The following is an 18389-nucleotide window of genomic DNA, read 5'->3' as shown; positions in this document are numbered from 1 at the left end:
TTTTCATGTCAACGTGTGAACGCGAGTCGCGTCGAATCAAACGTAAGCGGGAACGATGCAGCGCTTGTGTTCGATGTGGTATTCAAACTCGTCGCGGAAATTCTTTACAAATGCGCGAACCGGCATCGCCGCCGCATCGCCGAGCGCACAAATCGTGCGGCCCTGGATGTTGTCTGCGATGGTGTTCAGCATGTCGAGATCGTCCGCGCGGCCCTGGCCGTGTTCGATACGATGCACCATGCGGTACAGCCAGCCGGTGCCTTCGCGGCACGGCGTGCATTGGCCGCAGGACTCTTCGAAGTAGAAGTACGACAGGCGAAGCAGTGACTTGACCATGCAGCGGGTCTCGTCCATGACAATCACCGCACCGGAGCCGAGCATGGAGCCGGCCTTGGCGATGGAGTCATAGTCCATGTCGGTGTTCATCATGACCTCGCCGGTCAGTACCGGCATCGACGAACCACCCGGGATGACTGCCTTGATCTTTTTACCGTCGCGCATGCCGCCTGCCAGTTCCAGCAGCTTGGCAAACGGCGTACCGAGCGGCACTTCGTAATTGCCAGGACGTGCGACGTCGCCGGACATCGAGAAGATCTTGGTGCCACCGTTGTTCGGCTTGCCCAGCGCCGCGTAGGCTTCACCGCCCATGTTCATGATGAACGGGACCGCAGCGAAGGTCTCGGTGTTGTTGATGGTAGTCGGCTTGCCGTACAGGCCAAAGCTCGCCGGGAACGGCGGCTTGAAGCGCGGCTGGCCCTTCTTGCCTTCCAGTGATTCGAGCAGTGCGGTTTCTTCGCCACAGATGTAGGCGCCGTAGCCGTGGGAAGCGTGCAGCTGGAAGCTGAACTCACTACCCATGATGTTATTGCCCAGGAAACCTGCGGCTCGTGCTTCTTCCAGCGCCTCTTCAAAGCGCTCGTAGGCCGCCCAGATTTCGCCATGGATGTAGTTGTAGCCGACAGTGATACCCATCGCGTACGCACCGATCGCCATGCCTTCGATGAGCGCATGCGGGTTGTAACGGATGATATCGCGATCCTTGAATGTGCCCGGCTCACCTTCGTCGGTGTTGCAGACGAGGTACTTTTGCCCCGGGAACTGACGCGGCATGAAGCTCCACTTGAGACCCGTCGGGAAGCCCGCGCCGCCGCGGCCGCGCAGAGAGGAAGCCTTCAGCTCGGCAATGACTTGTTCCGGCGCGATTTTTTCATTCAGGATGCGCTTCAGCGCTTCGTAGCCACCGCGCTTGACGTAGTCGGCGAGATGCCAGTTGTTGCCATCCAGGCCCGCCAGGATCAGCGGATTGATGTGACGATCGTGCAGGCAGGTCATTTCTTCAATTCCTCCACCAGCGCGTCGATTTTTTCCTTCGACATGTGGCTGCACATGCGCTTGTTATTGACCAGCATCACAGGGGCGTCGCCGCACGCGCCCATGCACTCGCCCTCGATGAGCGTGAACTGGCCGTCAGCGGTCGTTTCCTTGTAGTCGACGCCCAGCTTCTCTTTCAGGTAGTGCGCAGCGCGCTCGCCACCGGACAGGGCGCAAGGCAGGTTGGTGCACACGGAAATCTTGTGCTTGCCGACCGGCTTGGTGTTGTACATGTTGTAGAAGGTGGCGACTTCCTGCACGGCGATGGGCGCCATGCCAATATAGTCGGCAACATCCTTCATCACTTCCGGCGACAGCCAGCCCTTTTCGTCCTGAGCAATTCTCAAGGCTCCCATGACGGCGGACTGCCTCTGGTCGGAGGGAAATTTCGCGAGTTCGCGATCGATTTTCTTGTACGCTTCTTGACTTAACAGCATGATGTCAGCCATTCGTGCGCGATGTTATCGCGCGGGTTATCGGTCAATCTCACCGAACACAATGTCTTGCGTGCCGATGATCGTCACTGCGTCGGCGATCATGTGGCCCTTTGCCATTTCATCCAGCCCCTGCAGGTGGGCAAAGCCTGGAGCACGGATCTTCATGCGGTACGGCTTGTTTGCACCGTCCGAAATCAGATACACGCCGAACTCGCCCTTCGGATGCTCGATGCCGACATAGGCCTCACCTTCCGGCACATGGAAGCCTTCCGAGAAAAGCTTGAAGTGGTGAATCAGCTCTTCCATGTTGGACTTCATGTTCACGCGGGACGGCGGCGCAACCTTGTGGTTGTCCGTCATGACGGGGCCCGGGTTATTGCGCAGCCACTCGACGCACTGCTTGATGATGCGGTTCGACTGGCGCATTTCTTCGATGCGGACCAGGTAACGGTCATAGCAGTCGCCATTCACCCCGATGGGGATGTCGAAATCGAGGAGGTCATAGACCTCGTACGGCTGATTCTTGCGCAGGTCCCAGGCAATACCCGAACCGCGCAGCATCGGGCCTGTAAAACCCATTGCCTTGGCGCGCTCCGGCGTGACTACGCCGACGCCGACCAGGCGCTGCTTCCAGATACGGTTGTCGGTGAGGAGAGTCTCGTACTCGTCGACATAGCCCGGGAAACGGTTGGTGAAATCCTCGATGAAATCGAGCAGCGAACCTTGACGGTTCTCGTTCAGCTGCTTGATGGCCTTTTCGTTCCGGATTACGGAAGCCTTGTACTGCGGCATGGCATCCGGCAGATCGCGGTAGACGCCGCCCGGACGGTAATACGCCGCGTGCATGCGTGCGCCGGATACGGCTTCGTACATGTCCATCAGGTCTTCGCGCTCGCGGAAGGCGTACAGGAACACCGCCATCGCACCGACGTCCAGCCCGTGAGCACCGATCCACAGCAGATGGTTCAGCAGGCGCGTGATTTCGTCGAACATCACGCGGATGTACTGCGCACGCAGCGGCACCTCGATGCCAAGCAGGCGTTCAATCGCAAGTACATAGCCGTGCTCGTTGCACATCATCGACACGTAGTCGAGGCGGTCCATGTAAGGCACCGATTGCAGGAAGGTCTTCTGCTCCGCCAGCTTTTCGGTGGCACGGTGCAGGAGGCCGATATGCGGATCGGCACGCTGGATCACTTCGCCGTCCAGCTCGAGCACAAGGCGCAGCACACCGTGCGCAGCCGGATGCTGCGGACCGAAGTTCAGGGTGTAATTCTTAATTTCAGCCATTATTTCATCCCGTATTTCTCTTCGCGAATGACGCGCGGCGTGATTTCACGCGGCTCAATCGTCACGGGTTGGTAAATCACGCGCTTTTGCTCGGGGTCGTAGCGCATCTCGACGTAACCCGAAACCGGGAAGTCCTTCCGGAACGGATGGCCGATGAAACCATAATCGGTGAGGATACGACGCAGGTCGTTGTGACCTTCAAAGAGGATACCGAACAAGTCGAACGCTTCACGCTCGTACCAGTTGGCGGAGGGCCAGATGTCGGTGACAGAGGGAACGACAGGAAGTTCATCGTCGGGCGCAAAGACGCGCACACGTACGCGCCAGTTATGCGTCACCGACAGCAGATGAGACACGGCAGCAAAGCGCTCGCCTTCCCACGTACCGTCGCCGTACGTCGAATAGTCCACGCCGCACAAGTCGATCAGCTCTTCGAAACGCAAATCGGAATGATCACGCAGCACACGCATCGCCGACAGATAATCGGACGCGCCGATTACAACGGTGACTTCGCCCAGCGCGACTTTCAAGCTCCGGATCTGGTCGCCCAGCGCGTTGCGCAGGGCGGCTTCGAGGGTTTCAATTTTCGTCGTCATATTGTCCTAAGCGCCCAATCAGCGTGCGATCGTGTTGGTTCGCTTGATCTTGTTTTGCAACTGCATGATGCCGTACAGGAGCGCCTCGGCGGTCGGAGGACATCCGGGCACATACACATCGACAGGAACGATGCGGTCGCAACCACGGACAACGGAGTACGAGTAGTGGTAGTAACCACCACCGTTCGCACAAGTCCCCATGGAGATCACCCAGCGCGGCTCCGCCATCTGGTCATAAACCTTGCGCAACGCCGGCGCCATCTTGTTGCACAGCGTGCCGGCAACGATCATCACGTCGGACTGTCGCGGAGACGGACGAAACACGATACCAAAACGGTCCAGGTCATAACGTGAAGCGCCGGCATGCATCATCTCGACCGCACAGCATGCGAGACCAAAGGTCATCGGCCACAACGAACCGGTCCGAGTCCAGTTGATGAGCTTGTCCGCCGTCGTGGTGACAAAGCCCTCGTTCAATACACCTTCAATAGACATGACTTACTCCCAATCCAGCGCGCCCTTCTTCCAGATGTACCAGAACCCCACCACGAATTCGGCGATGAACACCATCATCGTGATAAAGCCCTGCCATCCGAGGTCACGCGCGGCGACACCCCACGGGAAGAAGAATGCGGTTTCCAGATCGAACAAAATGAACAGAATGGCGACGAGGTAGTAACGCACGTCGAACTTCATGCGCGCATCCTCAAATGCTTCAAAGCCGCACTCGTACGGAGAAAGCTTTTGACTGTCCGGCTTGTGCGGCGCCACAACGCGACCGAGAACCTGGGGGACGATGCCGACACCAATGCCGACAAGGATAAAAAGAAGAATGGGGAAGTAATTTTCGAGGTTCACGATAGGGCCCAGTTGAATGATTTGCAAATCAAACCAAGATTCCTCGATAAAAAGCCAGCTCAGGGGGACCCCTCGCTGGCCTTCATTTGTTGGTGCCGACGGCGAGACTCGAACTCGCACAGCTTTCGCCACTACCCCCTCAAGATAGCGTGTCTACCAATTTCACCACGTCGGCAAAGACTTACATTTTAACCTGCTTTAGGGCGTTTGTTCAATGCACAATTGCCCCACATCAAGACAGCGATAAATTATTTCGGTATTTGATTCGCCTGACCCGCGCCTGCCGCAGGCGCAGTCGGAGCAGCAGGAGCATTTGCAGCAGGGGCAGCCGGCGCAGTCACCGCGGGAGCCACGGGCAGGTTCTCCATTACGCCGCCGCTTGCGGGAGCGCGCTTGTTACCGACAAATGCCAGCGCAAGCGTAGCAATAAAGAAGACCGCCGCTGCAATTGCAGTCGACTTCGACAGAAAATTCGACGAACCAGTTGCACCGAACAGGCTGCCGGAAGCACCAGAACCAAAGGCAGCGCCCATGTCCGCGCCCTTCCCGTGCTGCAGGAGAACCAGACCGATAATCGTCAGGGCAGACAGCACCTGAATCACGACGATGAATGTGAACATTGCGTTCATTAGTTGCTTTCCAATCTAAGGTTAATTCAACTTGATTCGCTTACGCGGCACGAATAATGGCAAGGAAATCCGCCGCCTTCAGCGACGCTCCGCCAATAAGGCCACCATCAATATCGGCCATAGCCAGCAGCTCTCCGGCGTTATCCGGCTTCATGCTTCCGCCGTAAAGAATTTTGACCTCGCCTGCGGCCTTCGGGTTCTTTGCCTGCAGCTTCCCGCGCAACATGGCATGGACGTTCTGGGCCATTTGCGGCGTTGCAGTCTTGCCCGTTCCAATTGCCCAGACTGGCTCGTATGCGACGACGATTTTGGCAAGTTCTTCCGCAGAGATAGCAGCAAGAACAGCATCCAACTGCGCACCCACGACTTCATCGGTCTTACCGGACTCGCGCTGCTCCAGCAATTCACCCACGCAAACGATCGGCGTCAGGCCGGAGCGCAGCGCGCTCACGGTTTTTTTTGCAACCAGATCATTGCTTTCACCATGATACGTACGGCGCTCGGAATGGCCGACAATGACGAAAGCACAGCCGAAATCGGCGAGCATCGACGCCGCCACTTCCCCGGTAAAGGCACCCGCTTCGTGAATCGACAGGTCCTGACCGCCCCATGCAATGGAACTACCGCCAAGCAGGGACTGGCATTGCGCAAAGTACGGCGCCGGCACGCACACCGCAATATCGCACGTCGCCTGGCCTGCGCCACTACGGATATCGCTCAGGAGGGCAGCATTGACAGACTGGCTGCCATTCATCTTCCAGTTACCGGCAATAAGTTTGCGACGCATATGGGCCCTGATTTATCAATAACCCTTAATTTTAGCGCGCCGCACTATAAGCGGTCAAACCAGCGCTTTACGCGGACGGCCCGCCGAAGCGCCTGGTGAAGCAAAGTGCTAACTCACCTGCAATACGATTTTCCCAATGTGCGTGCTTGTTTCCATGAGGACGTGGGCCTGAACCGCCTCCTCCAACGGAAAGACCTGAAAGATGACCGGCTTGACCTTTCGCGCCTCGAGCAGGGGCCAGACGTTTGCCAGCAATTTCGCTGCAATGTCTGCCTTGAAGTTGATAGACCGAGGCCGAAGGGTGGAGCCTGTAATTGTGAGCCGCCTCCGCAGCACCTGGCCGAGATCAACAGTCGCTTTTGATCCGCCCAATAGTGCAATGATCGCGAGGCGGCCATCGTCGGCCAGGCACTCAAGCTCACGAGGGACATAGACGCCGCCAACCATATCAAGGATGACGTCCACCCCCTTGCCGCTTGTTTCAGCCTTTACGACTTCAACAAAATCTTCCGTACGGTAATTGATCGCTCGCGACGCGCCAAGCGCTTCGCAGGCACGACACTTCTCGTCACTACCCGCGGTCGCCAGAACCCGGTGGCCAAACGCGGCAGCGATCTGAATGGCTGCGACGCCGATTCCGGAAGTCCCCCCTTGGATAAGGATTGTTTCCTCATTCGAAAGATGTGCCCGGTCAAACACATTGCTCCAGACGGTGAAGAATGTTTCGGGAAGCGATGCCGCCTCCACCGCGGTCATTCCCTTTGGAACTGGCAGACATTGCCTTGCCGGCGCCGTGCAATACTCGGCATATCCGCCGCCCTGCACAAGCGCACAAACCAGGTCCCCTTTCCTGAATCCGGTTCCCGACACGTCACCACCGACGATTTCGCCGGCGATTTCAAGACCTGGAAGATCGGATGCGCCAGGCGGAACCGGGTAATGCCCCATGCGCTGAATGACGTCTGGCCGGTTCACGCCGGCCGCGTGTACCTTGATCAGCACCTCGCCCTGCCAGGCTTCCGGCAACGGCCGCTCGCATATCCTCAAAACATCGGGTGGTCCAGGCTGGGCAATTTCGACAGCTTTCATGTTACGACTCCCCCTATACGCAGAAGAGCATTGTACGCCAGCGCTCAAAATCAAATTTTCGCCTCCGTGCTCCGACTTTCCCAGCAGCCACTTGAGAATTCACAACATAACGCGCTGCCCATGAGAAACAATGAAACGCTCGCCCGAGACCATTCAAGAGATTCCCATTTGTAACAAAACGATATTTCAAAGTTACAAAATGATGGGAACTAAACAAGCATCCGGATTTCCAACTGGCAATACGATTTCGTTCAGGCAAATACCATGCACTCGAATCCCGGAAAGCCCAAGAAAAAGCGCGCGCAAAGCAACGCATCCAAATCGGCCGAAATGAACAAGCGGCTGAGTCTCGCTTTGGAGAGTTCGGGCCAGCTCGCGTTCGACTGGAACATTCCCGATGACTGCCTGCATTTCAGCGGTCAACTCGCTGGCAACCTCAAGGCATTGTTGCTGGATACCTCGAAGACGTGGCAGTCGAGCGCCCTACCCTCCATTATTCATGAAGCCGATTTGCCCCTTTTCCGGACGCGGCTGCATGAGGCGCTCAAGGGTAATGGCGACGACGAAGGCACTTCCTATCACGCGGAATTACGCCTGAAGGATGCGTCCCGTGGCTGGCGGTGGGTCAACATCAGTGGAAGAATCGTAGAGCGCGATGAAGCCGGCCGTGCTCGGCGCATGGTCGGGACGTTCTCCGATATCGACGAGCGCAAGAAGGCGGAAAATCGCGTGGCCAGGATGCGCGACCTCTACGCGGCCTTGAGCCAAACCAACCAGGCAATCGCCCGCATTGGAGACCGGGAGACGTTGTTCAAGGAAATCTGCCGCATTGCGGTCGAATACGGACATTTTGATCTGGCCTGGATCGGACTGATTGATCGGGCCAAGGCCTGCATCACACCGTGCGCCGTGCATGGCGCGGCACGGAGCGACCTGATGGAAAGGACAATACCGATCGACGCATCCTTCCCGCAGCATTACGTCGTTGTTGCTGCGGCGGCGCGCGAAGGCCGCCCCGATCTCTGCAATGATCTTCAATTGCTCCCGGCAGGACTTGGAGCGCCCAGCGTCCGCGACGAACTCGGCTCGGTAGCCAGCTTTCCGTTTGCGGAAGGAGGCAAAACCATCGGCGTCCTGAATTTGTATTCCACGGCGCCCCACTTTTTCGATGACGAACTGATCGATCTGCTTGCGGAAATGAGCCGCGACATTTCGTTCGCGATCGACAACTACGCAAGGGAGTCGCAACGCAAGACAATGGAAGCCGCGCTTGTCGACAGCGAACAGTTCAAAAGCGCCATTCTTACCGCAGCATTGGACTGCATCGTGTCAACGGATGAAAACGGGACGATCATCAGCTTCAATCACGCTGCGGAGCAAACATTCGGGCGTAAGAGCGAAGATGTTCTCGGCAAGAATCTGACCGATATCATCACGCCGCCCGAGTGGCGCGAGCGGCATCACCACGGCGTGGAGCAATTTCTTGCAACGGGAGAGAGCTTCCTCCTCAATCGACGAATCGAGTTGACCGCGATGCGTGCCGATGGCACCGCCTTTCCAGTTGAACTCGCCGTTGTCCCGTTAAGCGTGCGCGGCGAGCGTATGTTTACCGCATTTATCCGCGATATCTCGGACGTCAAGCGAAGCCAAGCGATCCTCAAGGACAGCGCCATCAGATATCGGCAACTTGTCGAACTGTCCCCTGAAGCCACCTTCGTGTGCCAGGACGGACGTATTGCACTGTTCAATCAAGCTGGAAGCAGATTGCTCGCGGTACGCGACCCGGAAGATTTGATGGGGCAAAGCATTTTTGACTTCGTGCATCCCGGTTTCCATGCACTCTTTCACGAGCGCAGCCGTCTTCGCCCGCACAAGGCTCAACCGACCCCGTTCATCGAGCAGACGTGGGTGAGGCATGACGGCGCCGCGATCGACGTGGAAATCGGCGTTGCGAACCTGATGTATAACGACTTGCCTTCCGTGCAGGTAGTTGTCCGGGACATTACAGAACGCAAGCGCGCCGAAGCATTGCAACTTGGTCAGAATCGTATTCTCAACATGGTGGCGACCGGCGTGGGATTGCAGGAAATCCTGACTACGATCGCGCATTTCGTGGAGCGCCAGTCAGATGAAGGCTATTGCACCATCGTGCAATTTTCTGCCGATGGTCAGAGCTTACCGGAACAGGTTGCTCCAAGCCTCCCTTCCAGCACTCGCAAGGTGGCCGGCGATGCAATCGCTCGACTTTACCAAGTCCGGCAAGGCATACCGGCGCAACGCAGCGACCAGGCATTCGTCGGCGAGCTTACGTCGAATGCACTCGGCAAGGACACGCTTGATTTCGCGTTTGCGCACCAGCGCATGAGTTACACCTCACTGCCCATCGTTGGCAAGAACAGGAAAATTCTCGGCGCACTTGCACTCTTTTCACGCAAGGCTCTGCCTCCATCGGAGAAAGACCGTCAATTGTGCGAAATTTGCGTCAATCTCGCGGGGATTGCAATCGAAAGCCGGGCATCGGAAGAGAAGATCCGCCACCTTGCTCACTATGACGGCCTAACGTCACTGCCAAACCGGTTTCTGTTCAAGGAATATCTCGACCTGGCGCTTCGGACAGCGCGGCGCCACGGCAACAAGTTCGCCGTCCTGTTCCTGGACCTCGACAAGTTCAAGGAGATCAATGACACATTGGGACACGACGCGGGCGATATCGTCCTGTGCGAGATCGCATCACGTTTGCGCGCTTGCCTAAGGCATACCGACAAGATTGCGCGAATGGGCGGAGACGAATTCTACGTGCTGATCGAAGAACTGGATGACGCGCGTTATGCAGCGGATGTTGCCCACAAACTCCTCGAGGCCGCGTCGCGCCCGGTTATTATCGGTGGCAAGGAGTGCCAATTGAGTGTCAGTATTGGCATCGCAATTTACCCGGATGACGGAAGCGACGGTCCGACGCTGCTGAAAAATGCGGACAAGGCCATGTACAAGGCGAAAGACCTTGGGAAGAATGGCTTCCAGACTTACTCCGCGCTCGACGCGTACCGTAACGAACTCATGCCGCTCCGGGCATCCGCGCGCGCAATGCTGCACTCTCTTCTGAGCTAGGTCCAGAAAACAGAAAGCCACCCGGCCAATGGCGCGGGTGGCTTTTTTATTTGCAGCGCGAATAGCGCTTCGCGATATTACTGCTGCTGTTGCTGCTGTTGCTGAGCAGCGCCACCTTCTTCGGCAGCGGCAGCCTTCATCGACAGCTTCAGACGGCCGCGGTCGTCGGTCTCGAGAACCTTGACACGTACCTGCTGGCCTTCCTTCAGGTAGTCGGCAACGGCATTCACGCGCTCATTGGCGATCTGGCTGATGTGCAGCAGCCCATCCTTGCCTGGCATGACCTGGACGATTGCGCCGAAATCGAGCAGCTTGAGCACAACACCGTCGTAGGTCTTGCCCACTTCAACCGAAGCAGTCAGTTCCTCGATACGGCGCTTGGCTTCCTGGCCCGCGGCCGCATCGACGGAAGCGATGGTGACCACACCCTCGTCGGTGATGTCGATCTGGGTACCGGTCTCTTCCGTCAGCGCACGAATCACTGCACCACCCTTGCCGATGACGTCGCGGATCTTTTCCGGATTAATCTTGATGGTGATGAGGCGCGGTGCAAAGTTGGAGAGCTCGGTCTTCCCGACCGGCATGGCTTCCTGCATCTTCGCCAGGATGTGCATGCGGCCTTCCTTGGCTTGCGCCAGTGCGACCTGCATGATTTCCTTGGTGATGCCCTGGATCTTGATGTCCATCTGCAGTGCGGTCACGCCGAGGGCGGTACCTGCCACCTTGAAGTCCATGTCGCCGAGGTGATCTTCGTCGCCCAGGATGTCGGTGAGGACGGCGAACTTGTTGCCATCCTTGATCAGCCCCATCGCGATGCCGGCAACGTGTGCCTTCATCGGTACACCGGCGTCCATCAGCGCCAGGCAGCCGCCGCAGACGGAGGCCATGGAGGACGAACCGTTGGACTCGGTGATCTCGGACACGAGGCGCACGGAATAGCTGAACTCTTCCGGTGCAGGCAGCGCTGCCTGCAATGCACGCTTGGCGAGACGGCCGTGGCCGATTTCGCGGCGCTTCGGCGAACCGACGCGGCCGGTTTCGCCGGTAGCAAACGGCGGCATGTTGTAGTGGAGCATGAAGCGGTCGGAATACTCGCCCATGAGCGCGTCAATCTTCTGTTCATCACGGGCGGTGCCGAGGGTCGCGATGACAAGCGCCTGGGTTTCGCCGCGGGTGAACAGCGCCGAGCCATGGGTGCGCGGCAGGACGCTGGTGCTGATGGTAATCGGACGGACGGTGCGGGTGTCGCGACCGTCGATGCGCGGTTCGCCTTCGAGGATCTGCGAACGCACAATCTTCGCTTCCATGTCAAACAGGATATTGCCCACTTCGACCGAGTCAGGGGCAGACGTACCGGCAGCTTCCGATTCCGCGGCCAGGGCGGCATTCACTTCCGTAGACACGGTCTTCAGCTTGGCGGTACGCGCTTGCTTGTCCTTGGTCTGATACGCTTCGCGCAGCTTGCCTTCGGCCAGTTGCGTCACGCGAGCAATCAGGGCTTCGTTCTTCGCAGCGGGAGCCCATTGGACTTCCGGCTTGCCGCCGTCGCGCACGAGTTCGTGGATGGCGTCGATCACGGCCTTCATCTGCTCATGGCCATAGACCACGGCGCCCAGCATCACTTCTTCGGTCAGCTGGTTGGCTTCGGACTCGACCATCAGCACAGCCTGTTCGGTACCAGCGACAACCAGGTCCATCTGCGACTTTGCCATCTGTGAGGTGGTCGGATTCAGAACGTACTGGCCGTCGATATAGCCGACGCGTGCGGCGCCGAGCGGGCCGCTGAACGGAATGCCGGCAACGCAGATCGCGGCAGATGCGCCGATCATGGAAGCGATGTCGGGATCGATTTCCGGATTGACGGAGAGGACATGGATGATGACCTGCACTTCATTCATGTAGCCTTCGGGGAAGAGCGGGCGGATCGGGCGGTCGATCAGGCGAGAGGTCAGCGTCTCCTTCTCGGACGGACGGCCTTCGCGCTTGAAGAAGCCGCCGGGAATGCGGCCGGCCGCGTAGCTCTTCTCAACGTAGTCGACGGTCAGCGGGAAGAAGTCCTGGCCCGGCTTGACGTCCTTCTTGGCGACGACGGTCGCCAGCACCACGGTGTCCTCGATCGAGACGACGACTGCGCCGGATGCCTGGCGAGCGATCTCGCCGGTTTCCAGTGTGACGGTATGCTGGCCGTACTGGAAGGTCTTGGTAACTTTATTGAACACGGTGTTTCCTTTCTATTTTTGCCGACAGATTTTCAGGCGCTGTCGTTCACCTCACCACGGATGACATGCCACGCATGACGGCCATCTTTACTGCTGAATCGCTGTCAAATTGCAAACTGCAAAATGACAAAATGCCTGCATCAGAGACTGACGCAGGCATTTTTTCTATAAACCGAGCGACGGCGCAATGAATTACTTGCGCAGGCCGAGTTTTTCAATCAGAGCGCGATAACGGTTTGCGTCTTTGCCCTTGAGATAGGACAGCAGGCGCTTGCGGCGGTTAACCATCATGATCAGGCCGCGGCGGGAGTGGTGATCCTTGGCGTGGGCCTTGAAGTGGTTGTTGAGCTCGTTGATACGGGCGGTCAGCAGTGCGACTTGCACTTCCGGAGAGCCGGTGTCGTTCGTGCCGCGGGCGTTGTCCGCGATGATTGCGGCCTTGTTGATGTTTTCTACAGACATGATTACCTTTCACATGCGGTGTACGGAGTCGCAACCCCAAGCACCGTGAACAATTGATAAAAATACTTGGCCCAATTGACCAAGACGCGCAGTATAAAGGAATTGGGTCGCTTATTCAAATACTTAAGGAAGCTCTTCCCTCGGAATCCGGCAGGTTTGGAAACATGAAAATCACATTGAAAATTGCCATTTCAGCAATCGCATTGAGTCTTGCGGGATGCACGACGCTGTTCCCGCCGCAGGTCAACGTGGGCGACTCGGAGGCGGATGTCCTTGCGAAGCGTGGCCAACCTACTCACCGCTACCAGGATGGCAAGGACCGCTTGATGGAGTATGCACTGGGGCCATGGGGCCAGAAAACCTACATGGCGCGCATCGGAGCGGATGGACGCGTAGTTTCTTTCGAGCAAGTTTTAACTATCCAGAAGTTTGCCTCGATCAAAGTCGGCGAAAGTACGAAGGACCAAGTCTTGCGGATAGTCGGCGGTCCCTCGGAAACGTCCTACCTTCCTTTGCGGGATCTGGAAGTATGGTCCTACCCTTACAGGGAGGCCGAGGTATGGAATTCGCTCATGCATATCCATTTCGACAAAGCGGGCGTCGTGCAGCAGATGCTCAATGGGCCGGACCTGCGCTTTGACCCAGACCGAAGATTTCCCTTTGGCATGATGCGCTGAGCGCGTCCTTCAATAAAAAAAAGCGCCTTCGTGACAGGCGCTTTTTCCTTTCAGGGTGGCGGATCAGAGCTGGGGATTGAGCTTGTCCACTTTCGAGTGCAGCTTGTTCAAAGCGGACAAATAGGCCTTTGCCGAAGCAACGACGATATCCGGGTCTGCACCGACACCGTTGACGATCCGGCCCGCTTTTGACAGACGCATCGTCACTTCCCCCTGGGATTGCGTGCCAGTCGTGATCGCGTTGACCGAGAAAAGCAGCAATTCGGATCCACTCTTGGCTTCGGATTCGATGGCGTTCACGGTTGCATCGACAGGACCGTTCCCCTGCCCTTCGCAGGCAAGTTCCTTGCCCCCCATGGTGAATACGACTTTCGCGGACGGGCGCTCGCCCGTCTCCGAATGCTGGCGGAGTGACACGAAACGGTAATGTTCATTGTCATGGGAGTGCTGCTCATCCGAGACCAGCGCGATGATGTCTTCGTCAAAGATTTCCGCCTTGCGGTCGGCGAGTTCCTTGAAGCGTGCGAATGCCGCGTTCACTTCGGTCTCGGAATCAAGCTCGATGCCAAGCTCTTCCAGGCGCTGCTTGAATGCGTTGCGGCCGGACAGCTTGCCGAGAACGATCTTGTTGGCGGTCCAGCCCACATCTTCTGCGCGCATGATTTCATAGGTGTCGCGCGCCTTGAGCACGCCGTCCTGATGGATCCCCGACGCGTGGGCGAAGGCGTTCGCACCGACGACGGCCTTGTTCGGTTGTACTGCGAAACCGGTGATCTGGGATACCAGCTTGGATGCCGACACGATCTGGGTCGTGTCGATGCCGACGTCGAGCTGGAAGTAATCCTTGCGCGTCTTGACGGCCATGACCACTTCTTCCAGCGAGGTATTGCCGGCGCGTTCACCGAGGCCATTGATCGTGCATTCGATCTGGCGAGCGCCGCCGATCATGATGCCGGCGAGGGAGTTCGCGACCGCCATGCCGAGGTCGTTGTGGCAATGCACGGACCAGACGGCCTTGTCGGAATTCGGAATGCGTTCGCGCAGGGTCTTGATCATGTTGCCGTACAGCTCGGGCACGCCATAACCCACCGTATCGGCGAAGTTGATGGTGGTTGCACCTTCCTTGATCACCGATTCAATCACACGGCAAAGGAAATCGACATCGGAACGGCTGCCGTCTTCCGGGCTGAACTCGACATCGTCGGTGAATCCGCGCGCAAAACGTACTGCCTGCTTCGCCTGCTCGAGAACCTGGTCCGGCGTCATCCGGAGCTTCTTCTCCATGTGAAGGGGCGACGTCGCGATAAAGGTATGGATACGCTTGCGTGCGGCGGGTGCGAGCGCTTCGGCGGCGCGGGAAATATCACGGTCGTTTGCGCGCGAGAGGGAACAGACGGTGGAATCCTTGATGACGCCGGCGATGGCCTTGATGGACTCGAAATCGCCAGGAGATGCAGCCGCAAAACCGGCTTCGATCACGTCCACACGCAGGCGCTCGAGCTGCTTCGCGATGCGGATTTTTTCATCCTTGGTCATCGAAGCGCCGGGCGACTGCTCGCCGTCGCGCAAGGTCGTGTCGAAAATGATCAGTTTGTCGGCCATGCTGCTCTCCTTGAGGAAATTGCTGAAATCGGGTTCTACTTGAATGGATCTTCGCCTGCCCTTGCCTGGTGCGGCATGAGCAAGACACTACACAAATTGTGGGGGTATGGGATCTAGCGCGCGTTAACGCACTAGTAGAAACAGCGGCAGCAGCAGGCTTGCCGAAAGGCTGCTGGAAGAAGCGGATGCGGAAATGTGGATTTCGCGGGACATGCAAAAAACTATAAGCGGAATCGTGGGAAAGTGCAACTAGTGCGAAAAGAGGCGGAAATTCGCTGAATCTCCGCCTCCTTGATGATCCTCTACAGCCGCCTTTTCAGACGCTGAGTCAATCTTTGGTATCGTGGTTTTCCACTTCCGACGTCTGCACGATGCTCACCGGCTTTCCCTTTGCCAGCCGCCAGAAGTAGATGGCGTATCCCGAAAGGCCGTACAGGACGAACATGCCGAACAGCACCTTCGGCGGATCGCTCGACACCAGGACGAAGATGAGAACGATGACGAAGATCGCAATGAAGGGAACCGATTTCTTGAAGTTGATTTCCTTGAAGCTGTAGAAAGGCACGTTGGTAACCATCGTCAGACCTGCATAGAGGGTAATCGCCCAGGCGTACCAGCTCAGGTTCTGCCCTTCGAATCCGAGGTCATGCATCAACCAGATGAAGCCCGTGACCAGTGCCGCGGCTGCTGGACTGGGCAAACCCTGGAAATAGCGCTTGTCGACGACCCCGATATTCGTATTGAAGCGCGCAAGACGCAAGGCGGCGCCGGCACAATACACGAATGCGGCAAGCCAACCGAGCTTTCCCAGTCCACGCAGGGACCATTCATAGACAACGAGCGCCGGGGCTGCCCCGAACGAGAGCATGTCGGAAAGGCTGTCGTACTGCGCACCAAACTCACTCTGCGTATTCGTCAGGCGCGCAACGCGGCCGTCGACACTGTCGAGCAGCATGGCGGCAAAGATGGCGACGGCGGCATAGTCGAATTTCAGGTTCATCGCCATCACGATGGCAAAGAATCCGGCGAACAGGTTCGCGGTGGTGAAAGCGTTGGGCAGCAGGTAGATACCCCTGCGACGCAAGGTTGGCCCTGCAGGCGGTGCTTCCGCTTCAAGCTGGGCATGATGAAGGGCGCGCTTGTGCCAGCGCGCGGCCTTGAGTACCGCTCCGGTGTTCGACTTTGATTTGCGGCGATTGAAGGTTGCCATTCCAAATCCGTTTCATTTGTTTGCCAATATGATCACTGCTTGGCCGGAATTGTTTCCACTGCAATTACGGGGAGTGATGTCATGCGCTCGCATCACGCAATGGTGAAAACTGAAAGCGTGGGTATTCTAGACGACCGGGCAACAAATGTAACCTTCCGGCATGTTTTGCACCGGCGCTATCGGAAGCGAACCTTGCCGACGACGCGCATTCCCAGCGTTGTCTCGCCCGGTTCGAAGCTCGGCTCTTCCACCTGCATCACTTCCATGGGTGCGCGCATTGCCTTCGCCGCCGGGGCTGTGTCCTGAGCGTAGGCCCCCGATGCTTCGAAATCCACCGTCTCGATTGCGGCATCCGACGGATTTCTTCCCATGGCCTTTGCTACCGCCGCAATACGATCGGTCAAGTTGCGATAGGCAGCGGCTATGCGCTGCTCTTCGAGTTTCTTGCTGGTCGACTCCGTCAAGCCAAAATGCAGGCTGTTCAGGGCGAGGATGCGCTGTGCGGCTGAAATTGTTTTCGGCAGGCTAGCAAGATTGGGCGTGGTGACTTCCAGATATTGGCCGACCCGCCAGCTGACGGGCTGACGAACGCGATTGGTTTGACGCGGTTGTACAGGATCGTCCGCGTACACAGGATAGGTGTAATAGCCGCGCGTTTTCAGGACTGCCTGCGGATCCTCCTTGCGGACAATGTCGGTGCCCTGCTTCATTTTCAGGTTGACCCGCGACGCGGCGGCAGCCTTGTCCTTGTCCTGCTCCTCAATCATCAGCGTGGCACGGGCCTCGTCGTTTGCCTGCTTGACTTCGCCGTATCCGGGAACGATGACAAGCGTTCCGCCCGTCTGCTGAGCGTGCGCAACTGCCGACACCGCAAAAAACATGAGCCCGACAAGAAAACGTACCATCGACATCTCCAATAAAAAAATGGGGCGGCACCGTCAGGCGCGCCCCATTCATTTTACTCAACCCGGTCAATCTTAATGATTGTCCAAGTATTTCCGTCCGTTTAGTTCTTGGACTGGTCGACCAGCTTGTTTTTCTTGATCCACGGCATCATCGCGCGCAGCTTCTCGCCGACTTGCTCGATCTGGTGCTCGGAGGTCAGGCGGCGACGGGAAATCAGGGTCGGTGCGCCGGCCTTGTTTTCCAGGATGAAGCTCTTTGCGTATTCGCCGGTCTGGATGTCCTTCAGGCACTGACGCATGGCGTTCTTGGTGTCTTCGGTGACGACGCGCGGGCCGGTGACATACTCGCCGTATTCAGCGTTGTTGGAGATCGAGTAGTTCATGTTCGCGATGCCGCCTTCGTAGATCAGGTCGACGATCAGCTTCAGTTCGTGCAGGCACTCGAAGTAAGCCATTTCCGGAGCGTAGCCAGCTTCCACAAGCGTCTCGAAACCAGCCTTGATCAGTTCGACGGTACCGCCGCACAGGACAGCCTGCTCGCCGAACAGGTCGGTCTCGGTCTCTTCGCGGAAGTTGGTTTCGATGATGCCGGCACGGCCGCCGCCGTTTGCCATCGCATACGACAGGGCGATGTCACGGGCGCTGCCGGACTTGTCCTGGTACACGGCGACCAGGTGCGGCACGCCGCCACCCTGGGCATAGGTGCCGCGCACGGTGTGGCCCGGAGCCTTCGGCGCAACCATGATGACGTCGAGGTCGGCACGCGGCACAACCTGGCCGTAGTGGACGTTGAAGCCGTGGGCGAATGCCAGTACCGCACCCTGCTTCGCGTTCGGAGCGACGTTTTCGGTGTAGACCTGTGCGATGTTCTCGTCCGGCAGCAGGATCATGATGACGTCGGCGGCCTTGACTGCTTCGTTGACTTCAGCGACGTTCAGGCCGGCGTTCTTTGCCTTCTCCCACGATGCGCCGCCCTTGCGCAGGCCGACGGTGACCTTCACACCGGAGTCATTCAGGTTCTGTGCGTGTGCGTGACCTTGCGAACCGTAACCGATGATGGTGACGTTCTTGCCTTTGATGAGGGACAGGTCGCAGTCTTTGTCGTAGAAAACTTTCATTTCTTTTCCTAACTTATGGTGTGTTGGTACT

The 18389-nt window shown here is 57.7% G+C and carries 17 protein-coding genes and 1 tRNA gene; 2 read left to right on the top strand and 16 right to left on the bottom strand.

The features are described 5' to 3' along the window. Positions 1–36: 36 nt before the first annotated feature. The 10 genes from nuoF to ACNOHI_RS08415 all read right to left on the bottom strand — a co-directional run bounded on the left by nuoF (position 37) and on the right by ACNOHI_RS08415 (position 7057). Positions 37–1332, bottom strand: a complete 1296-nt coding sequence (gene nuoF / locus ACNOHI_RS08460) for an NADH-quinone oxidoreductase subunit NuoF (RefSeq protein WP_420474226.1) — start codon at positions 1330–1332, stop codon at positions 37–39. Continuing rightward, on the bottom strand, positions 1329–1820 hold the full coding sequence (gene nuoE, locus ACNOHI_RS08455; protein ID WP_420474225.1) for an NADH-quinone oxidoreductase subunit NuoE: 492 nt from the start codon (positions 1818–1820) through the stop codon (positions 1329–1331). The genes nuoF and nuoE overlap by 4 nt, the downstream gene beginning before the upstream one ends. Before the next feature lie 24 nt (positions 1821–1844). Beyond that, positions 1845–3098, bottom strand: a complete 1254-nt coding sequence (locus ACNOHI_RS08450; protein ID WP_420474224.1) for an NADH-quinone oxidoreductase subunit D — start codon at positions 3096–3098, stop codon at positions 1845–1847. Beyond that, positions 3098–3694 (bottom strand): NADH-quinone oxidoreductase subunit C, encoded by a 597-nt coding sequence (locus tag ACNOHI_RS08445; RefSeq protein WP_420474223.1) that lies wholly within the window; start codon positions 3692–3694, stop codon positions 3098–3100. The genes ACNOHI_RS08450 and ACNOHI_RS08445 overlap by 1 nt, the downstream gene beginning before the upstream one ends. 18 nt (positions 3695–3712) lie before the next feature. Further along, positions 3713–4189, bottom strand: coding sequence for a NuoB/complex I 20 kDa subunit family protein (locus ACNOHI_RS08440; RefSeq protein WP_163963476.1), 477 nt, complete (start codon positions 4187–4189; stop codon positions 3713–3715). A gap of 3 nt (positions 4190–4192) precedes the next feature. Further along, on the bottom strand, positions 4193–4552 hold the full coding sequence (locus ACNOHI_RS08435; protein ID WP_420474356.1) for an NADH-quinone oxidoreductase subunit A: 360 nt from the start codon (positions 4550–4552) through the stop codon (positions 4193–4195). Positions 4553–4642: 90 nt separating this feature from the next. Further along, a tRNA-Leu gene (locus tag ACNOHI_RS08430) sits at positions 4643–4727 on the bottom strand. Positions 4728–4800: 73 nt separating this feature from the next. Continuing rightward, the gene (gene secG / locus ACNOHI_RS08425) at positions 4801–5181 is read right to left on the bottom strand and encodes a preprotein translocase subunit SecG (RefSeq protein WP_420474222.1); all 381 of its coding nucleotides are present in this window, start codon (positions 5179–5181) and stop codon (positions 4801–4803) included. A gap of 40 nt (positions 5182–5221) precedes the next feature. Beyond that, the gene (tpiA, locus tag ACNOHI_RS08420) at positions 5222–5968 is read right to left on the bottom strand and encodes a triose-phosphate isomerase (protein ID WP_420474221.1); all 747 of its coding nucleotides are present in this window, start codon (positions 5966–5968) and stop codon (positions 5222–5224) included. Positions 5969–6076: 108 nt separating this feature from the next. After that, positions 6077–7057, bottom strand: a complete 981-nt coding sequence (locus tag ACNOHI_RS08415; protein ID WP_420474220.1) for an NAD(P)H-quinone oxidoreductase — start codon at positions 7055–7057, stop codon at positions 6077–6079. Between the two features lie 330 nt (positions 7058–7387). Here ACNOHI_RS08415 and ACNOHI_RS08410 point away from each other — a divergent pair, with 330 nt between their 5' ends. Continuing rightward, positions 7388–10165 carry a diguanylate cyclase domain-containing protein gene (locus ACNOHI_RS08410; protein WP_420474219.1) on the top strand — a complete coding sequence of 926 codons (2778 nt, stop codon included), beginning with the start codon at positions 7388–7390 and terminating at the stop codon, positions 10163–10165. 77 nt (positions 10166–10242) lie between these two features. Here the strand turns inward: ACNOHI_RS08410 and pnp are convergent, their stop codons facing one another. Further along, complete coding sequence (gene pnp / locus ACNOHI_RS08405; RefSeq protein ID WP_420474218.1) at positions 10243–12384, bottom strand: polyribonucleotide nucleotidyltransferase; 2142 nt, start codon at positions 12382–12384, stop codon at positions 10243–10245. A gap of 192 nt (positions 12385–12576) precedes the next feature. After that, complete coding sequence (gene rpsO, locus ACNOHI_RS08400) at positions 12577–12846, bottom strand: 30S ribosomal protein S15 (RefSeq protein ID WP_325019537.1); 270 nt, start codon at positions 12844–12846, stop codon at positions 12577–12579. A gap of 164 nt (positions 12847–13010) precedes the next feature. On the opposite strand from rpsO, the gene bamE reads away from it, so the two are divergent. Further along, positions 13011–13523, top strand: coding sequence for an outer membrane protein assembly factor BamE domain-containing protein (gene bamE, locus ACNOHI_RS08395; protein WP_420474217.1), 513 nt, complete (start codon positions 13011–13013; stop codon positions 13521–13523). Positions 13524–13586: 63 nt separating this feature from the next. Here bamE and ACNOHI_RS08390 read toward each other — a convergent pair whose 3' ends face one another. The 4 genes from ACNOHI_RS08390 to ilvC all read right to left on the bottom strand — a co-directional run bounded on the left by ACNOHI_RS08390 (position 13587) and on the right by ilvC (position 18358). Continuing rightward, a complete protein-coding gene (locus ACNOHI_RS08390; RefSeq protein WP_420474216.1) occupies positions 13587–15125 on the bottom strand; it encodes a 2-isopropylmalate synthase in 1539 nt (512 codons plus the stop codon). 328 nt (positions 15126–15453) lie between these two features. Then, positions 15454–16335 (bottom strand): CDP-diacylglycerol--serine O-phosphatidyltransferase, encoded by an 882-nt coding sequence (gene pssA, locus ACNOHI_RS08385; protein WP_420474215.1) that lies wholly within the window; start codon positions 16333–16335, stop codon positions 15454–15456. A gap of 176 nt (positions 16336–16511) precedes the next feature. Continuing rightward, positions 16512–17246, bottom strand: coding sequence for an SIMPL domain-containing protein (locus tag ACNOHI_RS08380; protein ID WP_420474214.1), 735 nt, complete (start codon positions 17244–17246; stop codon positions 16512–16514). A 95-nt stretch (positions 17247–17341) separates the two neighbouring features. Beyond that, a complete protein-coding gene (ilvC, locus tag ACNOHI_RS08375; RefSeq protein ID WP_420474213.1) occupies positions 17342–18358 on the bottom strand; it encodes a ketol-acid reductoisomerase in 1017 nt (338 codons plus the stop codon). Positions 18359–18389 lie beyond the last annotated feature (31 nt).

Origin of the sequence: Noviherbaspirillum sp. ST9 (genome assembly GCF_048799745.1) — a bacterium.
Taxonomy (GTDB): domain Bacteria; phylum Pseudomonadota; class Gammaproteobacteria; order Burkholderiales; family Burkholderiaceae_D; genus Noviherbaspirillum.
The sequence above is the reverse complement of the archived record's forward strand: the minus strand, read 5'-3'. Positions and strand labels throughout refer to the sequence as shown.

Coding starts and splice junctions, on each gene's coding strand:
- nuoF (WP_420474226.1), bottom strand. CDS start 1,332: ATGACCTGCCTGCACGATCGTCACATCAATCCGCTGATCCTGGCGGGC.
- nuoE (WP_420474225.1), bottom strand. CDS start 1,820: ATGGCTGACATCATGCTGTTAAGTCAAGAAGCGTACAAGAAAATCGAT.
- ACNOHI_RS08450 (WP_420474224.1), bottom strand. CDS start 3,098: ATGGCTGAAATTAAGAATTACACCCTGAACTTCGGTCCGCAGCATCCG.
- ACNOHI_RS08445 (WP_420474223.1), bottom strand. CDS start 3,694: ATGACGACGAAAATTGAAACCCTCGAAGCCGCCCTGCGCAACGCGCTG.
- ACNOHI_RS08440 (WP_163963476.1), bottom strand. CDS start 4,189: ATGTCTATTGAAGGTGTATTGAACGAGGGCTTTGTCACCACGACGGCG.
- secG (WP_420474222.1), bottom strand. CDS start 5,181: ATGAACGCAATGTTCACATTCATCGTCGTGATTCAGGTGCTGTCTGCC.
- tpiA (WP_420474221.1), bottom strand. CDS start 5,968: ATGCGTCGCAAACTTATTGCCGGTAACTGGAAGATGAATGGCAGCCAG.
- ACNOHI_RS08415 (WP_420474220.1), bottom strand. CDS start 7,057: ATGAAAGCTGTCGAAATTGCCCAGCCTGGACCACCCGATGTTTTGAGG.
- ACNOHI_RS08410 (WP_420474219.1), top strand. CDS start 7,388: ATGAACAAGCGGCTGAGTCTCGCTTTGGAGAGTTCGGGCCAGCTCGCG.
- rpsO (WP_325019537.1), bottom strand. CDS start 12,846: ATGTCTGTAGAAAACATCAACAAGGCCGCAATCATCGCGGACAACGCC.
- bamE (WP_420474217.1), top strand. CDS start 13,011: ATGAAAATCACATTGAAAATTGCCATTTCAGCAATCGCATTGAGTCTT.
- ACNOHI_RS08390 (WP_420474216.1), bottom strand. CDS start 15,125: ATGGCCGACAAACTGATCATTTTCGACACGACCTTGCGCGACGGCGAG.
- pssA (WP_420474215.1), bottom strand. CDS start 16,335: ATGGCAACCTTCAATCGCCGCAAATCAAAGTCGAACACCGGAGCGGTA.
- ACNOHI_RS08380 (WP_420474214.1), bottom strand. CDS start 17,246: ATGTCGATGGTACGTTTTCTTGTCGGGCTCATGTTTTTTGCGGTGTCG.
- ilvC (WP_420474213.1), bottom strand. CDS start 18,358: ATGAAAGTTTTCTACGACAAAGACTGCGACCTGTCCCTCATCAAAGGC.